Origin of the sequence: Clostridioides sp. GD02377 (assembly GCF_045899875.1) — a bacterium.
GTDB classification, from domain to species: domain Bacteria; phylum Bacillota; class Clostridia; order Peptostreptococcales; family Peptostreptococcaceae; genus Clostridioides; species Clostridioides difficile_A.
Genome location: NZ_JBJODA010000009.1, coordinates 55,346 through 75,129 on the forward strand (window position 1 = coordinate 55,346; position 19,784 = coordinate 75,129).

The 19,784-nt window shown below is 28.1% G+C and carries 19 protein-coding genes; 11 read left to right on the forward strand and 8 right to left on the reverse strand.

The window, feature by feature from the left end; all coding sequences use genetic code 11:
- Positions 1-62: 62 nt before the first annotated feature.
- Positions 63-1,541 (reverse strand): arylsulfotransferase family protein, encoded by a 1,479-nt coding sequence (locus tag Q3304_RS09560; protein WP_407814940.1) that lies wholly within the window; start codon positions 1,539-1,541, stop codon positions 63-65.
- A 482-nt stretch (positions 1,542-2,023) separates the two neighbouring features.
- On the opposite strand from Q3304_RS09560, the gene Q3304_RS09565 reads away from it, so the two are divergent.
- The 11 genes from Q3304_RS09565 (at position 2,024) to Q3304_RS09615 (ending at position 12,441) form a co-directional block, all read left to right on the forward strand.
- Positions 2,024-2,482 (forward strand): PTS sugar transporter subunit IIA, encoded by a 459-nt coding sequence (locus Q3304_RS09565; protein ID WP_021385161.1) that lies wholly within the window; start codon positions 2,024-2,026, stop codon positions 2,480-2,482.
- A 64-nt stretch (positions 2,483-2,546) separates the two neighbouring features.
- Positions 2,547-2,822: a PTS sugar transporter subunit IIB gene (locus Q3304_RS09570; protein WP_021385190.1), complete on the forward strand. Its 276-nt coding sequence runs from the start codon at positions 2,547-2,549 to the stop codon at positions 2,820-2,822.
- A gap of 58 nt (positions 2,823-2,880) precedes the next feature.
- Positions 2,881-4,155 carry a PTS galactitol transporter subunit IIC gene (locus Q3304_RS09575; RefSeq protein ID WP_054270927.1) on the forward strand — a complete coding sequence of 425 codons (1,275 nt, stop codon included), beginning with the start codon at positions 2,881-2,883 and terminating at the stop codon, positions 4,153-4,155.
- Between the two features lie 130 nt (positions 4,156-4,285).
- Complete coding sequence (locus Q3304_RS09580; RefSeq protein WP_054270926.1) at positions 4,286-5,338, forward strand: galactitol-1-phosphate 5-dehydrogenase; 1,053 nt, start codon at positions 4,286-4,288, stop codon at positions 5,336-5,338.
- Positions 5,338-6,369, forward strand: a complete 1,032-nt coding sequence (locus Q3304_RS09585) for a zinc-binding dehydrogenase (protein WP_407814941.1) — start codon at positions 5,338-5,340, stop codon at positions 6,367-6,369. The genes Q3304_RS09580 and Q3304_RS09585 overlap by 1 nt, the downstream gene beginning before the upstream one ends.
- A gap of 90 nt (positions 6,370-6,459) precedes the next feature.
- Positions 6,460-7,272: a transketolase gene (locus Q3304_RS09590; RefSeq protein ID WP_054270924.1), complete on the forward strand. Its 813-nt coding sequence runs from the start codon at positions 6,460-6,462 to the stop codon at positions 7,270-7,272.
- Positions 7,273-7,274: 2 nt separating this feature from the next.
- Positions 7,275-8,195 carry a transketolase family protein gene (locus tag Q3304_RS09595; RefSeq protein ID WP_407814942.1) on the forward strand — a complete coding sequence of 307 codons (921 nt, stop codon included), beginning with the start codon at positions 7,275-7,277 and terminating at the stop codon, positions 8,193-8,195.
- 155 nt (positions 8,196-8,350) lie between these two features.
- Complete coding sequence (rpiB, locus tag Q3304_RS09600) at positions 8,351-8,797, forward strand: ribose 5-phosphate isomerase B (RefSeq protein ID WP_054277101.1); 447 nt, start codon at positions 8,351-8,353, stop codon at positions 8,795-8,797.
- A gap of 31 nt (positions 8,798-8,828) precedes the next feature.
- Entirely contained in the window at positions 8,829-9,494 is a 666-nt protein-coding gene (locus Q3304_RS09605; protein ID WP_407814943.1) for a ribulose-phosphate 3-epimerase, read from the forward strand.
- A gap of 107 nt (positions 9,495-9,601) precedes the next feature.
- Positions 9,602-11,104 (forward strand): phosphomannomutase/phosphoglucomutase, encoded by a 1,503-nt coding sequence (locus Q3304_RS09610; RefSeq protein ID WP_407814944.1) that lies wholly within the window; start codon positions 9,602-9,604, stop codon positions 11,102-11,104.
- A gap of 341 nt (positions 11,105-11,445) precedes the next feature.
- Positions 11,446-12,441 (forward strand): GGDEF domain-containing protein, encoded by a 996-nt coding sequence (locus Q3304_RS09615; RefSeq protein WP_407814945.1) that lies wholly within the window; start codon positions 11,446-11,448, stop codon positions 12,439-12,441.
- Between the two features lie 105 nt (positions 12,442-12,546).
- On the opposite strand, the gene Q3304_RS09620 is transcribed toward Q3304_RS09615, so the two are convergent.
- The 7 genes from Q3304_RS09620 to modA form a co-directional block, all read right to left on the reverse strand.
- On the reverse strand, positions 12,547-14,139 hold the full coding sequence (locus tag Q3304_RS09620; RefSeq protein ID WP_407814946.1) for a histidine kinase dimerization/phospho-acceptor domain-containing protein: 1,593 nt from the start codon (positions 14,137-14,139) through the stop codon (positions 12,547-12,549).
- Positions 14,108-14,824: a response regulator transcription factor gene (locus tag Q3304_RS09625; protein WP_074178379.1), complete on the reverse strand. Its 717-nt coding sequence runs from the start codon at positions 14,822-14,824 to the stop codon at positions 14,108-14,110. The genes Q3304_RS09620 and Q3304_RS09625 overlap by 32 nt, the downstream gene beginning before the upstream one ends.
- A gap of 548 nt (positions 14,825-15,372) precedes the next feature.
- Complete coding sequence (locus Q3304_RS09630; protein ID WP_054277095.1) at positions 15,373-16,173, reverse strand: PIG-L family deacetylase; 801 nt, start codon at positions 16,171-16,173, stop codon at positions 15,373-15,375.
- A 226-nt stretch (positions 16,174-16,399) separates the two neighbouring features.
- Positions 16,400-17,131: a Rossmann-like domain-containing protein gene (locus tag Q3304_RS09635; RefSeq protein WP_054270915.1), complete on the reverse strand. Its 732-nt coding sequence runs from the start codon at positions 17,129-17,131 to the stop codon at positions 16,400-16,402.
- Positions 17,118-17,813 carry an ATP-binding cassette domain-containing protein gene (locus Q3304_RS09640; protein WP_407814947.1) on the reverse strand — a complete coding sequence of 232 codons (696 nt, stop codon included), beginning with the start codon at positions 17,811-17,813 and terminating at the stop codon, positions 17,118-17,120. The genes Q3304_RS09635 and Q3304_RS09640 overlap by 14 nt, the downstream gene beginning before the upstream one ends.
- 1 nt (position 17,814) lies before the next feature.
- Positions 17,815-18,480 carry an ABC transporter permease gene (locus tag Q3304_RS09645; RefSeq protein WP_407814948.1) on the reverse strand — a complete coding sequence of 222 codons (666 nt, stop codon included), beginning with the start codon at positions 18,478-18,480 and terminating at the stop codon, positions 17,815-17,817.
- Between the two features lie 135 nt (positions 18,481-18,615).
- Positions 18,616-19,428 (reverse strand): molybdate ABC transporter substrate-binding protein, encoded by an 813-nt coding sequence (gene modA, locus Q3304_RS09650; RefSeq protein WP_407814949.1) that lies wholly within the window; start codon positions 19,426-19,428, stop codon positions 18,616-18,618.
- Positions 19,429-19,784 lie beyond the last annotated feature (356 nt).

Sequence of the window (19,784 nt, forward strand, 5' to 3'; positions counted from 1 at the left end):
ATTTAAGCAGGTGTTACAACAACATAAGAGTTGGCACCTGCTTTTTATATTAGATAAATTTGTTATTGAATTTTATAGCATCTATACATACTTTCACCACTTTTAAAGGAGAATTTAAAATAAACTTTGTCATTAGAAAAGTCTTTTTCCATAGCTACTAAATCCTGGCTTTCTCCAGCTTTTCCTCCAGTACCAATCAAAAACACATTTTTATCACTATCTATTTCTTGAACTGACCCCATATATTTATAGTAGTCATCTATACTATATGAATTATATTCGGTAACTTTTTTATTTTCTTCATCCAATTTTATTTTAACAACTCTTGTAGCTTGATTTTTTACGCCATTATCATATAGAGTTATGTATCCATCTTCTGTAATTCTAGCATTATGTTGTCTTGAGAATTTTTGATTATCTGTTAAGTTAAACTCATCTCCCAATCCTCCTAATGTCCAAAGAATCTCTCCTGTTTTTCTATCTAATTTTATAACTTCATCTAGATTTCTAAATGAACAAATTAAGTTTCCATCATTTGGGTCAATAGCCATAGAATTAAAATGTACATAATCTAAAGCTGAGTCACTTTTTTGGCTAAAAGTATTGTTTTCAACGCTTTCTGAATATAGTTTTTGATTGTCAGTACTTTCCCACTGCCATACAACCTTTCCATCTTTTATCTCTTGTAATACACTATTTACTACATAAGGTGAATTTCCTTTACTTAAACTTGATGGAATATTTGTTGCTTTAACTTTTTGATAACTAGAAACAATATAGTGATTGTCATTTATATATATAAAATCATGATTTTCTAATTCAGTACCAGCATCTATATTTTTACTTTTTTCCATAGTAATTTTATTTATTTCATTATAGTTCTCATCTAAGATTACAAGATAAGTTGGTGAATATCCAACAGCATTTATTCTTTTTGTTGAATCTTTATCTTGTAGTAAGTACCCATATCTAATTTTACCATCCTCTGTAGTTATTTTTTTAAAGTCAAAAGGATTTGATTCAACCTCTTTATAAAAGATTATATTTCCATCATTGTTTAATTTAAATACAAAATTATGTTCTTCGTTGTGCGTAGTAAGATAATAATCACCATCATAAGGGCTATTTGCAGTAACATTATACTTTGGAAAGTTTTTTGAAAGAGAATTTATATAATAATTTCTGTATGAACTTTCATTTTTATACATAACAGATATTTTTATTTTTGAGGAACTACTTATTTCTTTCAATTCAAAAGTAGAGTTTTTAGATATATCGATTTCTTTGTCGTTTATTTTTACAATGCTTGCTTTATCATTGTTTTTTACTGCTATGCTATTTTGGGTAGTAGAATTAAGCTGCTTTACATTTTGACTATTAAAAATACCTTCTTTAGAAAGTGTTATATCATAACCATTTATAGAGATATCTAGCGTTGGTTTTGATTTGTTTTGATTTGCAAAGACTCGATTTACAAAAATTCCGAAAACGAATAATACACTGCATAAAAATACAATCTTAAATAAATTTTTTCTTTTCATAGTTTACCACCTTTTCATATTAAGTTTTCATGTTGACATCTTGATTTTATTACATTAATAAAGAAAATATATGAATTTATTTATGCTAAAAATGAATTTTATTGGACAATTATATGAAAATTCATTCATATAAAAATAGAATAGATGAAGAAATAAATTATTTTTAGAATAAATAATTACATAAAAAGATTATTAAACATAAAAAACCATTAATAAAAAACAAAAAAATCATTTCTGTAACAAAAAAAACCACAAAAAATATAAAAAAGTATGGTTAGTTAAGTGATTAACAAGTAAAAATTAAAATAAAAATTAAAAAAAATTTATCAATGAAAGTTGGGTAAAATCCTATAATAGAGTAGCATTTTAGGGAAAACATTTTCTTTTATTTCACAAAAAAAGCCACTTTTTGGCACGCGGCATGCTTTATATAAAGGCAAGAAAAACAAGATATAAGACAAGTGCAATTAGGAGGTGTAAATATGGAGTTTATAAATTTTGTAAGTGATAAAGTTATAAACCTTAAAATGGAGTGTAAAACAAAAGAAGATTTCTTTAAAGAAATACATAATAAAGTTTTTGAACTAGGCTTTGTAAAAGAAGAATTTGGAGAAAAAATATTAGGAAGAGAGAATGTATTTCCAACAGGTTTAAATTTAGGTGACTATGGAGTAGCCATACCACATACAGATGCAGAATATATAAAAGAGCAATTTATAGCAGTCTGTACTTTTAATGAACCAGTAGTATTTAGTTCTATGGAAGACCAAGATGAAAAAGTGCCTGTAAATTTAGCTTTTGTATTAGGTCTTAATCAACCACATAGTCAATTATCTGTATTAACAGAGTTGATGGGAATTATGCAAAATAAAGAGTTAGTTGACAAGTTAATAAATTCTACTGACAAAGAAGAAGTTTTAAAGACAATAAAGTCTTTATAAAAATAAAAAAGAAAAGTACTAAAAATAAAAAATAGAAAAATAAAATCATTGGGAGGAAATAAAAATGAAAAAAATATTAGTAGCATGTGGAGCAGGAATAGCAACATCAACAGTAGTTTGTGACAAGGTAGAGAGATTAGTTAAGGAAAACAATATACAAGCAGAAGTTATACAATGCAAAATAGCTGAATGTGCAACAAAGCAAGATGGAGCAGACTTAATAGTATCAACAACTATATTACCAACAACTTATAATATACCAGCAATAAAAGCAACAGCTTATATAACTGGAGTAAATACAGCAGCATTAGATAAGAAAATATTAGATGCTTTAAAATAATCCTATCATAAATACATTGAAATCATATTTTATAAAACAGAAAAAGGAGGATTTATAAATGGATAAATTATTAGCAGTAGTACAATACATTTTAAACATGGGACCAACAGTAATACTACCAATAACAATTGTAGTCTTAGGAATGATATTTAGAATTAAGTTTACAAAAGCTTTAAAGTCAGGTCTTACAATTGGTATAGGATTTGTGGGTATAAACTTAGTTGTAAACCTATTAACTTCAACACTAGGGCCAGCAGCTCAAGGAATGGTTGAAAGATTTGGACTTAACTTAACAGTAATAGATGTTGGTTGGCCAACAACAGCATCAGCAACATGGGCTTCACCAGTTGCACCAATATTAATACCAGTTTGTTTATTAGTAAACTTACTATTATTATACTTCAATAAAACAAAGATATTAAACGTTGATATATGGAACTATTGGCACTTTATAGTGGCAGGTGCAGTTGGATATATAGTAACAGGAAGTTACCTTTGGGCTATATTCTGTGCGATATTAATGGAATTATTAGTACTATTTATTGCAGAAAAAACAGCCAAAAACGTCCAGGAGTTTTATGATTTAGAAGGTATAGCACTACCAACTGGTTCAACAGCTTCATTTGCTCCACTTGGATATTTAGTAGGAAAATTTGTTGAAAAAATACCAGGAATAAATAAGATACAAGCAGACCCAGATTCTATACAGAAAAAGTTTGGTATCTTTGGAGAACCAATGATGATGGGTATTATATTAGGTATAATACTTGGAGCACTTGCTGGATATGATGTAGCAGGAATATTCAATGTAGGTATATCAATGGGTGCAGTAATGTTACTTATGCCTAGAATGGTTAGAATATTAATGGAAGGTCTAATTCCAATTTCAGAATCAATAAGAGATTTCTTACAAGCAAAATATGGAGACAGAGAACTTTATATAGGACTAGATGCAGCAGTAGCAACTGGGCATCCAGCAGTTATATCAACAGCTCTTATACTTGTTCCTATAACTCTATTCTTAGCAGTTATATTACCAGGAAATAAAGTTCTACCATTTGGAGACTTAGCGACAATACCATTCTATATGGCATTTATAGTATGCTTTAGAAAAGGTAATATAGTTCAGTCAGTTATAACAGGAACTATAGTAATAGCTATATCACTTTATATGGCTACAAACTTTGCAGATGTTCATACACAATTATTACAACAAGCAAACATGATGCCAGAAGGAACAACAATGGTTACAAGTATAGATACAGGTGGTAACTTGCTAAAATGGGGAATATTGAAATTATCTCAATTAGTTTCTTCATTTGGAATATTCTAATATGTAGTTAATAGAGATTACTCTTTTTTAGTAAAGTATGCGAAAATTTAACATTTAGCAGCTACTAGAAAAGAGTAATATTTTTTATAAAATTTTAAAAAATACAAAATACAAGAGGAGGAGATTTATCGTGAAAGCAGCAGTATTACATGGCACAAATGATATGAGATTTGAAGATATAGAAATAAAACCATGTGAAAGTGATGAAGTAAAAATAAAAGTTATGGCAGCAGGAATATGTGGGTCAGATCCTCCAAGAGTATTAAAACATTGGAAATATCCAGTTCCAGCTATACCAGGACATGAATTTTCTGGAGTAATTGCTGAAGTTGGTAAGGATGTAAAGAATGTAAAAGTTGGAGATAGAGTAGTTGCAATTCCTTTTATACCTTGTAATGAATGTGAATATTGTAAAAGAGGATTATTTTCACTATGTGATGACCATGGAATGTTAGGAGCTAAGACTTTTGGAGCTTTTGCAGAGTATGCAAATATAAAAGCTACAAATGTATTACCAATAGGAGACATGGATTTTGAAGATGCAGCTATGATAGAACCATTAGCAGTTGCTATGCATGGAGTACTTAATATAGGTGTTCAAGTTGGAGACACTGTAGCTGTAATGGGTAGTGGAACAATGGGACAATTAGTAATACAAGGACTTAAAATAGCAGGAGCAGGAAAAATTATAGCAGTTGACATATCTGAGAATAAATTAAGAGAATCAAAGGAATTAGGGGCTGATATAATAATCAATGCTAAAGATGTTAACCCAGTAGAAAAAATAAAAGAACTTACTGATGGAAAAGGTGTTGACATAGCTCTTGAATGTGCAGGTTCAAAAATAACTCAAGAACAGTGCTTACTTATAACTAAAAAGAAAAGTAAAATAGGATTTTTAGGAATAGCATACTCAGATATAACTTTATCAGAAGAAGCATTTGAAAATATATTTAGAAAAGAACTAGAATTAAAAGGTTTCTGGAACTCTTATTCTGCACCATTCCCAGGGCAAGAATGGACTAAAGGAATCAACCTAGTTAATGAAGGAAAAATAAAATTAAAAGAAATGGTATCTCATAGATTTTCACTTGAAGACACTTACAAAGCTTTTGAGATGATAAGAGATAGAAAAGAAGAATTTAATAAGATATTAATTTTACCACAAGGGGTTGAAAAATAATGAAGGCAGTAGTTAAAACTAAACCAGGATATGATAATGTAGAAGTCTTAGATGTAGAAGAGCCAAAAGCTACAGGAGACAAGGTTAAAATAAAAGTAGAATATAGTGGTATATGTGGTTCAGATATACATTCATTTAAAGGAGAATATGCAAATATAAAAGCTCCAGTAACATTAGGGCATGAATTTTCTGGAATTGTTGTAGAAATAGGAGAAGATGTTAAAAATATAAAAGTAGGAGATAGAGTTACATCAGAAACTACTTTTGCAACTTGTGAGAGCTGTATATACTGTGCAACTAAAGATTATAACTTATGCTCAACTAGAAAAGGTATTGGGACTCAAGTAAATGGAAGTTTTGCTGAGTATGTATTATCAAGAGAGGAAAGTATACATGTTCTTCCTGAAAATGTATCTTTATTATCAGCAGCTCTTACAGAGCCACTAGCTTGTTGTGTTCATGCAGCTCTTGAAAAGACTACCATAGAAAGTAATGATACAGTTTTAATAATAGGACCAGGACCAATCGGCTTATTATTAGCTCAAGTTGTTAAATCTCAAGGTGCTACAGTTATAATGTCTGGAGTTACAAAAGATAAAGAAAGATTAGAAATAGCTAAAAATCTTGGTGTAGATAGAACTGTAAATGTAATGGAAGAAAATTTAGCAGATATAGTAAATGAAATGACTGATGGAAATGGAGTAAGTAAAGCCTTTGATTGTTCTGGATTTATGCCAGCAGTTAATGAAGCTTTAAGATTACTTAGAAAAAAAGGTACTTTTGTTCAAGTTGGAATATTTGCTAAGAAACTAAATGAAATGGACCAAGATGCAATAGTTCAAAGAGAATTACAATATATAGGAAGTAGATCACAAAAGCCTAGTTCTTGGATTATAGCATTGGATTTAATGAATAGTGGAAAAGTAAATACAGAAGCTTTAGTTACGAGAACTGTTAGTTTAGACGAATTTAAAGAGGGTATTACAGCTTTAATGAACGGAGAAGAAATAAAAGTAGCAGTAAAATCTTAAAAAAACATTTGTATTATTTTAAAAAAAATTGTAAAATCTACTGTAGGATAAGAAATGTAAGGTCTTAAAAAATAACAGGAGGAAGAAAGTATGAGCACTCTTAGAGATCATTCTAATAACATTAGAAAAAACATAATAAAAATGGTTGCAGAAGCTAAAAGCGGACATCCAGGTGGTTCATTATCAATAGCTGACATATTGACAGTGTTGTATTTTGAGAAAATGAACGTATGTGTAGAAAATCCAAAAATGGATGATAGAGATAGATTTGTTCTATCAAAAGGTCATGCAGCACCAGCTTTATATGCCACATTAGCAGAAAAAGGATTTTTCCCAAAAGAAGAACTAATAACATTAAGAAAATTTGGTTCTAAATTACAAGGTCACCCAGACATGAAAAAAGTAGCAGGAATAGATATGTCTACTGGTTCTCTTGGTCAAGGTCTATCTGCAGCAAATGGTATGGCACTTGCAGGAAAATTAGATAATAAAGACTATACAGTGTATACTATATTAGGTGATGGCGAAATCCAAGAAGGTCAAGTATGGGAAGCTGCAATGACAGCATCACATTACAAATTAGATAATTTAATTGCATTTGTTGACTTAAATGGATTACAAATAGATGGTTCTAATGAAGAAGTAATGAATGTAAATCCAGTAGATGACAAATTCAAATCTTTTGGATGGAATGTAATGGTAGTAAATGGACATTCTTTTGAAGAAATAGGAAATGCAGTTGATGAGGCTAAAAAAGTTACAGGAAAACCAACTGTAATAATAGCTAAGACAGTAAAAGGTAAAGGTGTTTCATTTATGGAAAATAATGCTGCATGGCATGGAACAGCTCCAAATGCAGAACAAGCAGAACAAGCATTGAAAGATTTAGAAGGAGGTCTATAAGAATGGGAATAGCAACTAGAGAAGCTTACGGACAAGTGTTAAAAGAACTTGCAGAAAATAAAGATATAGTAGTATTAGATGCAGATTTAGGAAAAGCTACAAAAAGTATAACATTTAAAGAAGTTGCTCCAGATAGATTTTTTGATATGGGGATAGCAGAAGGTGACATGATTGGTACAGCAGCAGGTCTTGCTACTTGTGGTAAAATACCTTTTGCAAGTACTTTTGCAATATTTGCAGCAGGGAGAGGTTATGAACAAATAAGAAACTCTGTAGCATATCCAAATTTAAATGTTAAAATAGCAGCTACTCATGCAGGAGTAACAGTAGGAGAAGATGGTGGTAGCCATCAAGCTATAGAAGATATATCTCTAATGAGAGGTATACCAAATATGGTTGTATTAAATCCAGCAGATGCTTTAGAAGCAAGACAAGTTATACTTGCATCTATTGATTATAATGGACCTGTGTATATAAGATTGGGTAGAGCTGCAACTCCTGATATAAACAGTGAAAATTACAAATTTGAAATAGGAAAAGGAACTGTTTTAAGAGAAGGTTCTGATATAACAGTAATAGCTACAGGAATAATGGTAGCAAAAGCTTTAGAAGCAGCAGAAGAACTTGCTAAAGAAGGTGTAAATGTAGAAGTTATCAATATGTCTACAATAAAACCATTAGATGAAGCATTGATAAAAGAAACTGCTAAGAAAACTGGAAAAGTAATTACAGCAGAGGAGCATAGCATAATAGGTGGTTTAGGTTCAGCTGTATGTGAAGCTTTAGCAGAAACTAAAGATGTAGTAATTAGAAGAATTGGTGTTAAAGATGTATTTGGTCAATCAGGTACACCAGCTGATTTATTAAAGCATTATGGATTAACTACAGAAGATATAGTAAAAAATATAAAAGAATTATTATAGATATAAATATATCTAATAATAAATTGATTTAATATAAATCAATTAAAGCTGTCTTAAAAATAGAAAGAAATTTCTACAATGGGACAGCTTTATTTTTACGATAATTGAAAAATATTAAAAATAGAAATGAAAAATCATGAAAGAGGTGCTGTTTAATGAAGATATCTATTGGATGCGACCATGGTGGTTATGAATTAAAAGAATTTATAAAAGAAAACTTATTAAATAAAGGTATAGAAGTTGAAGATGTAGGTACAAATTCAAAGGAAAGTGTAGATTTTCCAATATATGCAAAGAAAGTAAGTCAAAATGTTCAAAGTAAAAAATCAGATTTAGGTATACTTTGTTGTGGAACAGGTATTGGTATGTCTATTGCAGCAAATAAGTTTAAAGGAATTAGAGCTGCTGTTGTTTCAGATTGTTTCTCAGCTCAAGCCACTAGAGAGCATAACAATACAAATGTACTTTGTTTAGGTGAAAGAGTTGTTGGAAAAGGATTGGCAATGAGAATTGTTGAAGAATGGTTAAATTCAAGTTATAATGGAGAAAGACATGCAAGAAGATTACAAATGATTGATGACATAGAAAAAGAAAACTTATAAGTATCTAAAATTTATAATAAGGAGGAAAGTTATGTCTATTATTTGTGCTTCAATAATGTGTGCAGACCAAATGAATTTAAAAAAGGAATTAGAAGCTCTTGAAGAAGCAGATGTGAAATTACTTCATTGTGATGTTATGGATGGAATATTCGTTAAAAACTTGGCTATGGGTCCAGAGCTATTAAAGTCAATAAGTGAAAATACAACAATACCTTTAGACATTCATTTAGCTACAGAAACTCCAGACAAGTATATCGATATGATGTCTTATATAAAGCCAAAATATATTTCTTTTCATGTAGAATCAAGTACAGATGTAAAAGCAGATATACAAAAGTTAAGAGATTATGGTATAGGGCCAGTCTTAGCAATAAATCCTCAAACAAGTGTGGACAAAATAGAAGAATATATAGATTTAGTTGAGGGTATCTTAGTAATGACAGTAAATCCAGGATTTGCAGGTCAAAAGTTTAATCTTTCTGTATTGGATAAGTTGGATAAACTTACAGATATACTAAAAGATTATGATAATCCTCCATTTATAGAGGTTGATGGAAATATAAATAAGGATACTATCAAACTTATGAATGGTAAAAAAGTAGATATATATGTTGTTGGTACTTCAGCTTTATTTAATGACAAACCTCCAACTTCATATAAAGACAAAATAAAAGAGCTAAAGGAAAGTATAAAGTAACAATATAAATTTATAAGATGTTTCTGTTTCATAATAAAGGGCTTGAATAGAAACAATAAATTTTACAATATTTAATAAAAATTTTAGTTAAGTAAGGAGAATTTTTTATGGGAGACCTATATAAACTGCAAAATGGTACTGATATTAGAGGAATAGCATATGAAAATGATTCTAAGGAAGTTAATCTAACTGTAGAAGAAGTAAGAAAAATAGCTAAAGCGTTTCATATTTGCTTAAAAGAAAAGACTAAGAAAGAGAAAGTAACCGTTGCTATAGGAACTGATTCTAGGATAACAGGAAGTCAATTTAGAAGTATTGTTATTGAAACTTTAACTAATGACAATTGTAATGTAATTGATTGTAATATTGCCACAACTCCAGCAATGTTTATGACAACTATTATGGATGGATATAATTCTGATGGATCAATTATGATTACAGCTAGTCACTTACCATATTACTATAATGGTTTAAAGTTTTTTACAGAAAATGGAGGACTAGAAAAAACTGATATAAAAGAAATGTTGGATATAGCTGTTAAGAATGTTAGTGAAGATTGTAAAGAAGTTGGTAAAAAAGGTGAAGTTATAGTAAAAAATTTAATAGAAGACTATTCTAATTTATTAATAGATAAAATTAGAATAGGTGTAAATTCAAGTAAAAATTATGAAAAGCCTTTTTCTGGACTAAAGATATTAGTTGATGCAGGAAATGGAGCTGGTGGATTCTTTGCTGAAAAAGTTTTACACATACTGGGAGCAGATACAACAGGTAGTCAGTTTTTGAACCCAGATGGTATGTTCCCAAACCATATACCAAACCCTGAAAATAAAGAAGCAATGGAAAGCATATGTAAAGCTGTACTGGATAATAAGAGTGATTTAGGAATAATATTTGATACAGACGTAGATAGAGCTGCTATTGTAGGTAAAAATGGAAAACCAATAAATAAAAATGCTCTTATAGCTGTTATATCATCAATAATATTAGAAGAACATCCAAAAACAGCTATAGTAACTGATTCTATTACTTCTGAAGGTCTTGCTAAGTTCATAAATGAATTAGGAGGAAGACATCATAGATTTAAAAGAGGGTATAAAAATGTAATAAATGAAGCCATAAGATTAAATAGTGAAGGCGAAGAATGCCATTTGGCTATAGAGACATCTGGACATGCAGCATTAAAAGAAAATTATTTATTAGATGATGGAGCATACTTAATAGCTAAAATTTTAATAAAAGTAGCAAAATTATCCTTAGAAGGAAAGACTATAGAAGAATTGATAGAAAATCTTGAAGAAGCAAAAGAAGAAAAAGAAGTTAGAATAGGTATTAATAAAGAAGATTTTAGACCATATGCAGAAGATATATTAAAAGATTTAGATTCTCATGTTAGAAGTATTGATGGATGGTCTGTAGCACCAAATAATTTCGAGGGTATAAGAGTTAATTGTAATGAATCAAATGGTGATGGATGGTTTTTACTTAGAATATCACTACATGAACCATTACTGGCTTTAAATATTGAATCAAATAAGATTGGCGGAGCAGAACAAATTTATTCTAAGCTAAAAATTTTCTTAGAAAAATATGATTTAAAAGGTCTTTAGGATTAATAAAAAGCATATATTTATATTGAAGAATGGATGTAAATTTATACCTTAGATTACAAATATTACAAAATTGTAATCTAAGGTAACAGAGATGTAACTGATTATGGAAACTCTATGTGATATTATAAATACAGAGAGATGAAATACATGATGAATTATAGAGAAATATAATTTAAAATGTATTAATATCAAACCAAAAAGGTATAATCAAAAAATATGTAAATATAAACCCCAACATTTAGAAAAAGACCTCCAAGGAGGTTTTTTTCTTTTTTAAAACAAACATCAGATGTCATGATATAATAACCTTAGTAGAATGATAAGGGGATAATGATACTATGGGTAAAAGTGAATATATTAAGCGAGTTGAAGAATTTATAAATTCATATTTTGTAGAGAGAAATGTAAAAAAATGCATGTCTTTTTTTCATAAAAATATCTGTTGGTTTGGCACAGGAAAGTTTGAAGTAGGTAATAGTATAGAAGAGGTAGAATGTTTATTAGAGGCATATGTAAGACAGTCTCCAGAAGGTTTTAGCATAGAAAAATTATGGCTGGACAGTAGAGAATACTCAAAAAATTTACATATGGTATTTGGTGAATATTTGGTTGGTAAAAAAACTAAGAAAGGCTATAATTTTCAAGTAGAAATAAGAGTAACTTATTTATGTGTTGAATGTGAAGGAGAGATATTAATAAGTAGTGTTCATACTTCTGTTGCAAATGACTTACAGAAGGTAGGCGAATATTTTCCAATAAGTCTGATGGAAGCAGAAAATAATAGATTAGAAGCAATTGTTCATGAAAAAACTAAGGAAATAGAAGAACAGAAAGTTATGTTAATAGAAGCAAATAAAAAACTTCAGCAATTAGCCATCACTGATGAATTGACAGGTTTATTAAACCAGAGAGCAATTATAGGAAATATAAGAAAAATTATTAAAGAAAATTTAAAGAAATATGCAATAATGATAATAGATATAGATAATTTTAAAAGTGTAAATGATACTTATGGACATTTAGTAGGTAATGAAGTTATAAGAAAAGTAGGTCACATGGTTAAATCATTTGAATCTCATTATTTATTTTCTGGAAGGTATGGTGGAGATGAGTTTATTATCTTAACAGAGAACATAGAGAAAGCATTGTATATAGAATCTAAAGTTCATAGCAATTTACTTGAATATAACTTTGAAGGTATTGGACATAAAATAACTGTAAGTATTGGAATTTCTGAATGGGAAAATTTTAACTCCTTTGAAGTATTTTTAAGTGAAGCAGATAAGAAATTATATAAAGCTAAAAAATTAGGAAGAAATAGGACTATATATTAAAAATATGTGTATTGAGAGTGTTTTATAAGGTTGTAATTGGCAAGATAACTATCATCTAATGTGATATGATACTAACCTGCAATTACAACCTTATGAAATCTTATATTAATTAACTTTTTTGAAAATAAGTACCACCTTAAACAAATCAGCATCTATAACTATTTGCATGTTTGCATTTTCTAATTCAATTATGTTTTGAGCTATTGATAAACCAAGGCCAGAGCCATCTGTTTTTCTAGCTATATCACCTCTTCTAAATCTTTCTAGTAGTTCTTCTGGTTTTAGATTTAGTTTATCATTTGAAATATTTTTAAATGTTAATATTATATTTTCTTCTTCTGTAAGCATGTCTATATAAACTCTAGTGTTTGGCATAGAGTATTTTAATATATTATTAATTAGATTTTCAAAAACTCTCCAAGTTTTTTTCCCATCTATCATAGTAAATACAGAATATTCTGGTGTTTTTATTATAAAATCTAAATTACTACTTTGAATTTTATCTTCAAACTCTACTGTACTTTGAATTAAAAGTTCTTTTATATCAGTTTTTGTTATATTAAATTCCACATCACCACTGCTGAGTTTAGAAGCTTCAAATATATCTTCTATCAATAACTTTAATCTTTGTGCTTTTTTATCTAAAATATTTATATAGTCGTTTATAGTTTCTTTATCAAATTCATTATTTTTTAACATATCTACATAATTTAATATAGATGTAAGTGGAGTTTTTAAGTCATGAGATACATTTGTGATAAGTTCTGTCTTCATCCTTTCACTTTTTATATTAGCATCTACAGCAGCTTCAAGACCATCTGTTATATTATTTATACTTTTGGCTAAAGTAGATATTTCATCATCTCCTATTACTTCTAGCTTGTATTTTAGATTTCCATTCTCAATATTTTTTACATTCTTTGATATATTATTTATGTAATTAAACTTAGCCGATAAAAAGTTGTATATATAAAAATGAAAAACTGTGTTTACAAGTGTAAATAAAATTACTATAGCTATTGCCTCAGCATAATATATATACATAAAGAATATCAAAACCAGATATTGAATAATAGCTTGTATAACTATAGATATTAAAAATACTATAGCTAATTTTTTGTTTATAGTCTTTCTATTATACATGCTAAGTAAGTTTGAAAAGAATACATATGTTATAGACATATCTTTTAGATTATAGTTATTATATTTAATATTTTCATATATTATGTAGACTATAGATATAATGATAAAATTGTAGATTATTAAATTAGTGTTGTAAAATATTTTATTACTTGAAAATGCATGAAACCTCAAGGCTAATAGTATCAAAATTAATATAAGTGTAAGTTCTATTTTTACCTTAGAAAAAAGACTTATGACATTTTCTAAGAATTTGACTTTAGTCTGTTTATTTTTTTTATATAATGCAAAACATAATATAGTCAATAAAAAACTTGATAATATAACACCTATACAGACAAACTCTAATTCTATTTTTGACAAATGCAAAGGCGCTCCGAAAAAATAAAAATAAGGTAGAGCAAACTCTCTATAATAATAATCAATATTATAAGTAAAATTATTATTCAAATCATAAACTGCTTCAAATAATATAGAACTTAATAGAAATAGTAATAATAATAAAATGAATTTTGCTTTAGAATCATTAATAATTAAGTTTTTCAATTTTGTAACCAATACCCCACACCACCTTTAAATATTTTGGTTCTTTTGGATTAATTTCAATTTTTTCTCTAATTCTTCTAATATGAACAGCAACTGTTCTTTCACAACTGTAAGCATCTTCATTCCAAACATTTTCATAAATCTCACGAGAAGAAAAAATTTTACCTTTTCTTGATAGAAGAAGTGTAAGTATTTTATATTCAATAGGAGTCATCTTAACTTCCTCGCCATCTAAAGAAACTATTTTTGTATCTGTATTTAACTCCAGACCACCACTTTTTAGAATATAATTAGTATCCTTTGAATTGTTTAAATTGCTAAAATCTCCTAAATTTATGTATCTTCTAAGTTGAGATTTTACTCGAGCAGTAAGTTCTAGTGGATTAAATGGCTTAGTTATATAGTCATCAGCACCCATATTAAGACCTATAATTTTGTCCATGTCTTCTGATTTTGCAGACAAAAGGATTATAGGTATATTCTTCTTTTCCCTTATTTTAAGTGTAGTTTTAAGACCATCTAAATTTGGCATCATTACATCCATTATTATTAATTTAATATCATTTTCAATTAACATATCTAATGCTTCCAATCCATCATATGCTTTTAAAATATTAAAGTTATCAGGTCTTAGATAGAATTCTATAGCATCAACTATTTCCTTATCATCATCCACGACCAATATGTTTTGAGTCAATTTATTAATCCCCCTTGAAATTTTATTTTAACCAATTTTTATTTTATACTAAAAATAGGTATTAGAAAACAGTGAGTATATTCATTATGAAATAAAACTAGTATTTTTATATTGTTAATGAATATAGTAAATATTGAAGTATAGATGTCTATGTTAATAATAACTTAAAAATTTATGAAAGTGTCTAGTATAATTTATCACGCTCCTTACCTTGTTTTAGATTTATTAACTTTTTGGGTATAAAAATATATTAACAAATATAAATAACAAATGAGTTTCATAATTATTAAGAATTTATAACAAATAATTATTTTGATTTAGTTTGTTATAAAAATATATAAAAGACTTAAGAATAAAACTCATAGATTTTAAGGCGAATAGGATTATACATTTTAACAGAAATGACTCTGGATGTGTTTATATAGCAGAAGCTATAGAATCGAATACAATAAAAGAAGTAAGCGAGAGAAAGTAGTATAGCACAAGAAAGTGCTATATTACAAAATCTCGAATGAATATATTTGTTATGGATTAAGTTAAACTAAATATTATAAATTAGGTGTATGAAGTATAGCAGGAACGCTTTTATCACTAAGTAATTTATCAAACGATTTATGGTCGGATTTATAACCAATACCTTCTCTACATTCTAACTCGTCAACAAGCTTATATTGTTCACAAGCCTTTTTTACTTTTTCATAATCCTCATAGGAATGTGCTTTGTAAATTATCTTATTATTGAAAGTTATTTTATCAGCAAACTTAGGTTTTACAAAATATTTAACATCTTTTATTTGACCAGCATTATACAAATTTTGGATAACAGAACCATTTTTTAAATGTTGCAAATGGTCATCTAACTTATAAGTATGTGCTATATGAGTTACACTTTTAAAATTTTCTTCAAAAGCAAGAGCAATTTTTTCCATATAATTGAAGTCAGTATTACCATTTGTATTTTTTTCTGGTAATAATATTATATTTTCTCTTTTTACCCCAAGATTATTAAGTGAAGCTAAAAACTCTCTATTTCTGTACTCTGATTTTTGTATGTCTGTAAGGTTTTCATATTTTTTATATTTATCAAAAACAGATATACCACATCCAGTAGATACCAAAACCACAAATACATGATTTTTTCCTCTTTCTTTTATAGCATTTACAATAGCACTGCCAGCCCACAACACTTCATCATCTTGATGTTGAACATAAAAGACAACATAATCTTTAAATTTTCTATTATCATAATTCACATAACTATTGAAACCTGTTAAAATCAAGCATAAAACTAAAATGATAGATAAAATTCCATACTTATTTATAGTAAATTTTTTATTCTTGAGTGTCATTTAATCATCTCCTGAAAAGCTGTCTTAATTATATTATCAAACAAAATCCTAAAAAATATTTCTTAAATCTTAAAAAATATAGAGTGGATTAATGGAATAAAATTTTTTTATTAGTTTAAAATCAAAAAAATAGTTATATGTAAAACTAGTAAAAATAATAGGAAATTTAGGTATAAATATAAAAAGTGCACATTGATACTTGTGCACTTCTTATTAATATAATTGGTTATTTACTACAAAAACAGAGCCTTTTGAGACCTAAAATGTTTGATGCACCAGCTATCGTAGTTCCATAATAGTAAACTGGTTTATTTAATGACATAAAATTTACAATTGAGTTATTACATAATGTGCTTCCTGTACAAATAATTATATCAGCCCAAGATATTACATCCTCATAATCTCTTATACCATCTTCAATCTTGACATTATACTGAATAGTGTCTATAAATTCAGGGTTTAAATCTAATACTCTAGTTTCAAAAAAATCTTTAACATTATCGATTATAGCTGGTTGATATCCTATAATTGCTACTTTGGGATTGTTAAATTTACTTTTTATAACTTTAGGAAAGTTCTTTGCACATATTTCTGGCTCATTGTTTTTACAGTGAATGGTTCTATCTGTCATACCTAAGTGCCTCATAACTGCATTTAATGATGCTATAAAAAGACTTCTATCATGAGAGCTACCATGTAAATCTAATGAGAGTATTTCTTTCAAAGAACCTTCAAATATAGCTGGAGTAGAAGTAAATGCTTGCCCTTTAGCTCCTTTAAAATCGGCTTCAAGCATTATTTCTTTACCTACTATAATTGGAAAATCTTTGCGTTTAGTATTTCCAATTGCTTCTTTAGCAGATAGAGATTTAGATACAATACTTATCATATCCATATCTAAATTATATTTGTCAACTTGTTCTAATAAGTAATCTTTTAAGGTATCAAATATATTCATAGAAAAAAGATTCTCCTTTCTGTCTTACTTGTTCATTTAATTCAAAAATATGATTTATTTTTCCATCGTTCATTATTCCTATTTTATGAGCAAAGAACATTGCTTCAGAAATATCATGAGTAACATGAATAACTGTTGGCTTGTATTTTAGATAAACTTCCTTTAGTATTTTGCTTATGTGTTTTTTTGTAATATAATCTAATGAGCTCATAGGTTCATCTAGTAGTAATATATCAGGTTCAACTATTAATGCACGTGCAAATGCAACTCTCTGTTTTTCTCCTCCACTTAGATTTTTAGGATACCTTTTTTTTATGTTTTCTATCTGCATTAATTTGGATAAATGATTAACTTTAAACATTTGTTCATCTTTATGTATTTTTCTCAATTTAAGTGGGAACCTTATATTATCTTCAACATTCATATTTGGAAATAGTTCAAAATTTTGATATACAAACCCTATATTTCTGCTTTCTGGAGGTAAACTTGATATTAGATTTTCTTTGTATGTTACATCTCCTTTAGCAAATGAGTATCTTCCTGCTAATGTTTCTAGGAATAGAGTTTTACCTGAACCACTAGAACCTAATAAAACGAAGTATTCATGATTATTAATTTTTAAACTATTTTTTTTTAACTTAAAATTAGGCAAATCAAGCGATAAATTTTTAATTTCTAACATATTAGTTTTTATCAACCTCTCTATTAAAAAATATTTCAAAAAACATCAAGCATGCAAGTGATATAAATATCAAAATTACAGCTATACCTACTGCAATATCTATATCACCAGTAGACATATTTAAATATATCGAAGTGGGTATAATTTCAGTTTTCATACGTGTAGAGCCTGCTATCATAGCCACTGCACCAAATTCACCAAGTGCTCTTGACCAAGTCATTACAGTTGCAGATATTATTCCAATTTTTAGATTTGGAAGAATTATAAATTTAAATGCTTCCCAACGGTTACATCCAAGAGTGCGTGCAACAAATACCATCTTTTCATTACCATCATTTAATGAAGTGAGGAGTATTTTAATTGTGAGTGGTAGATTTACGAATACTTGAGCCAAAACTATTCCTTGTCTTGTAAATACAAAATCAAGTTTAAGAATTTTATAAAGGGAATCTCCAATACCCATTCTACCAAACAAAAGTAAAAGAGCAATTCCTGACACTAGATGAGGAAGAGACATAGGAAGATTTATTATTTGTATAAGTAGTTTTTTAAATGGTAATTTAGTAATATGCAAAAAGTAAGCTGCTGGAATAGCTAATAAAAGACATACTATGGTAGATATTAAAGATGTCTTGATGCTAAGTACTATTGCAAATTGTACTTCCACTGAATTTAAGCATATAGGAACATAACTCAGCCCCTTAATGATTAGCATAAAAAGTGGAGATACAATAAATAAAAAGACTATAGCAAAGAATCCAGTAAGTAGCATAATAAAGATTTTATTTTTCAAATTAAACCACTACTTAACTGGTTCAAAACCATATTTTTTAAATACTTGTTTAGCTTCATCAGACACTACATAATTTATAAATTTATTGGCTAAATCCTTTTTATCACTATAGTTCACAGTTCCTGCTGATATGATTTGGTCTATGTTTTTATCTGGAGCAATCTCTATAACTTCTACATCATTATTGCCAAAAACAGAGTCTTTTGTAGCTATTGTGGCATCTGCTTTACTTGATGTTAACTGTACAATCATTTCGTTTACAGTTGTAGCTGTAGAAACAACATTATCATTTATAGATTTCAAATTATTTTTTTCAAGTATTTTTTGAGTAGTCTTACCGATAGCATTAGACTCTTTATCTCCAAAAATAAGTTTAATACCTTCTTTATTTAGGTCTTCTAGGTTTTGAATATTAGCAGGATTTCCTTTAGGTACAACTATTGCAGGTGTATGATGTGCCACCGTTTTATGTTCACTTACAAGTTCTTTTTCAAATGCTTTTGAGTAGATTGGCTCAGAACCAACAATAAATGCATCGCCTTTGTGACTTGTCTCAATTTGAGCTATTAGTTGTGCAGAACCTGCATAACTATATTCAATTTTGACATTATTTTCTTTCTCAAATTTCTGAGCTATTTCATCCATTGGCTTTTTTAAACCTGCCCCTGAATAGACAAAAAGAGTTTCTTTTTCTTTTGAATCATTAGTTGTTGTCACTTTAGTATTAGCTTCATTATTAACTTTTTTGTCTTTAGAATTACATGCAGTAATACTTAACGAAATAATCATAGCTAAAGCCAATACCGAAAATTTTTTTAACACAATATATTCCCCCTTAGTAAATTAATGTAAATTCTTTTTCAGTATATCATACTAAGAAAACGATGTCTAAGTTTTTGTTATGTTTTGTTGCGTTTTATAATATTTTGTTATGTTTTATTATGTTAAAAAGATTTATCTGAGAGAATAGATATAATATAGTGGCTAAATGGTAAAGAGTTTACTTTATTAATTATTGTTTAAAATTTCTAGTGTTAGCTTAGTTTATATGAATTTAACTAATAAAATATCAAGTAAGAGGTTATGTGGAATAATTGTAGCCTATTAAATAAATTTAAAAAATAAATTTATTTTTATATAATATTCTTATTATATAAATGGGATTAGAGTTTTAATAT

Coding starts and splice junctions, on each gene's coding strand:
- Q3304_RS09615 (WP_407814945.1), top strand. CDS start 11,446: ATGGGTAAAAGTGAATATATTAAGCGAGTTGAAGAATTTATAAATTCA.
- Q3304_RS09635 (WP_054270915.1), bottom strand. CDS start 17,131: ATGAATATATTTGATACCTTAAAAGATTACTTATTAGAACAAGTTGAC.
- rpiB (WP_054277101.1), top strand. CDS start 8,351: ATGAAGATATCTATTGGATGCGACCATGGTGGTTATGAATTAAAAGAA.
- Q3304_RS09575 (WP_054270927.1), top strand. CDS start 2,881: ATGGATAAATTATTAGCAGTAGTACAATACATTTTAAACATGGGACCA.
- Q3304_RS09610 (WP_407814944.1), top strand. CDS start 9,602: ATGGGAGACCTATATAAACTGCAAAATGGTACTGATATTAGAGGAATA.
- Q3304_RS09590 (WP_054270924.1), top strand. CDS start 6,460: ATGAGCACTCTTAGAGATCATTCTAATAACATTAGAAAAAACATAATA.
- Q3304_RS09595 (WP_407814942.1), top strand. CDS start 7,275: ATGGGAATAGCAACTAGAGAAGCTTACGGACAAGTGTTAAAAGAACTT.
- Q3304_RS09605 (WP_407814943.1), top strand. CDS start 8,829: ATGTCTATTATTTGTGCTTCAATAATGTGTGCAGACCAAATGAATTTA.
- Q3304_RS09640 (WP_407814947.1), bottom strand. CDS start 17,813: ATGTTAGAAATTAAAAATTTATCGCTTGATTTGCCTAATTTTAAGTTA.
- Q3304_RS09570 (WP_021385190.1), top strand. CDS start 2,547: ATGAAAAAAATATTAGTAGCATGTGGAGCAGGAATAGCAACATCAACA.
- Q3304_RS09560 (WP_407814940.1), bottom strand. CDS start 1,541: ATGAAAAGAAAAAATTTATTTAAGATTGTATTTTTATGCAGTGTATTA.
- Q3304_RS09565 (WP_021385161.1), top strand. CDS start 2,024: ATGGAGTTTATAAATTTTGTAAGTGATAAAGTTATAAACCTTAAAATG.
- Q3304_RS09630 (WP_054277095.1), bottom strand. CDS start 16,173: ATGACACTCAAGAATAAAAAATTTACTATAAATAAGTATGGAATTTTA.
- Q3304_RS09585 (WP_407814941.1), top strand. CDS start 5,338: ATGAAGGCAGTAGTTAAAACTAAACCAGGATATGATAATGTAGAAGTC.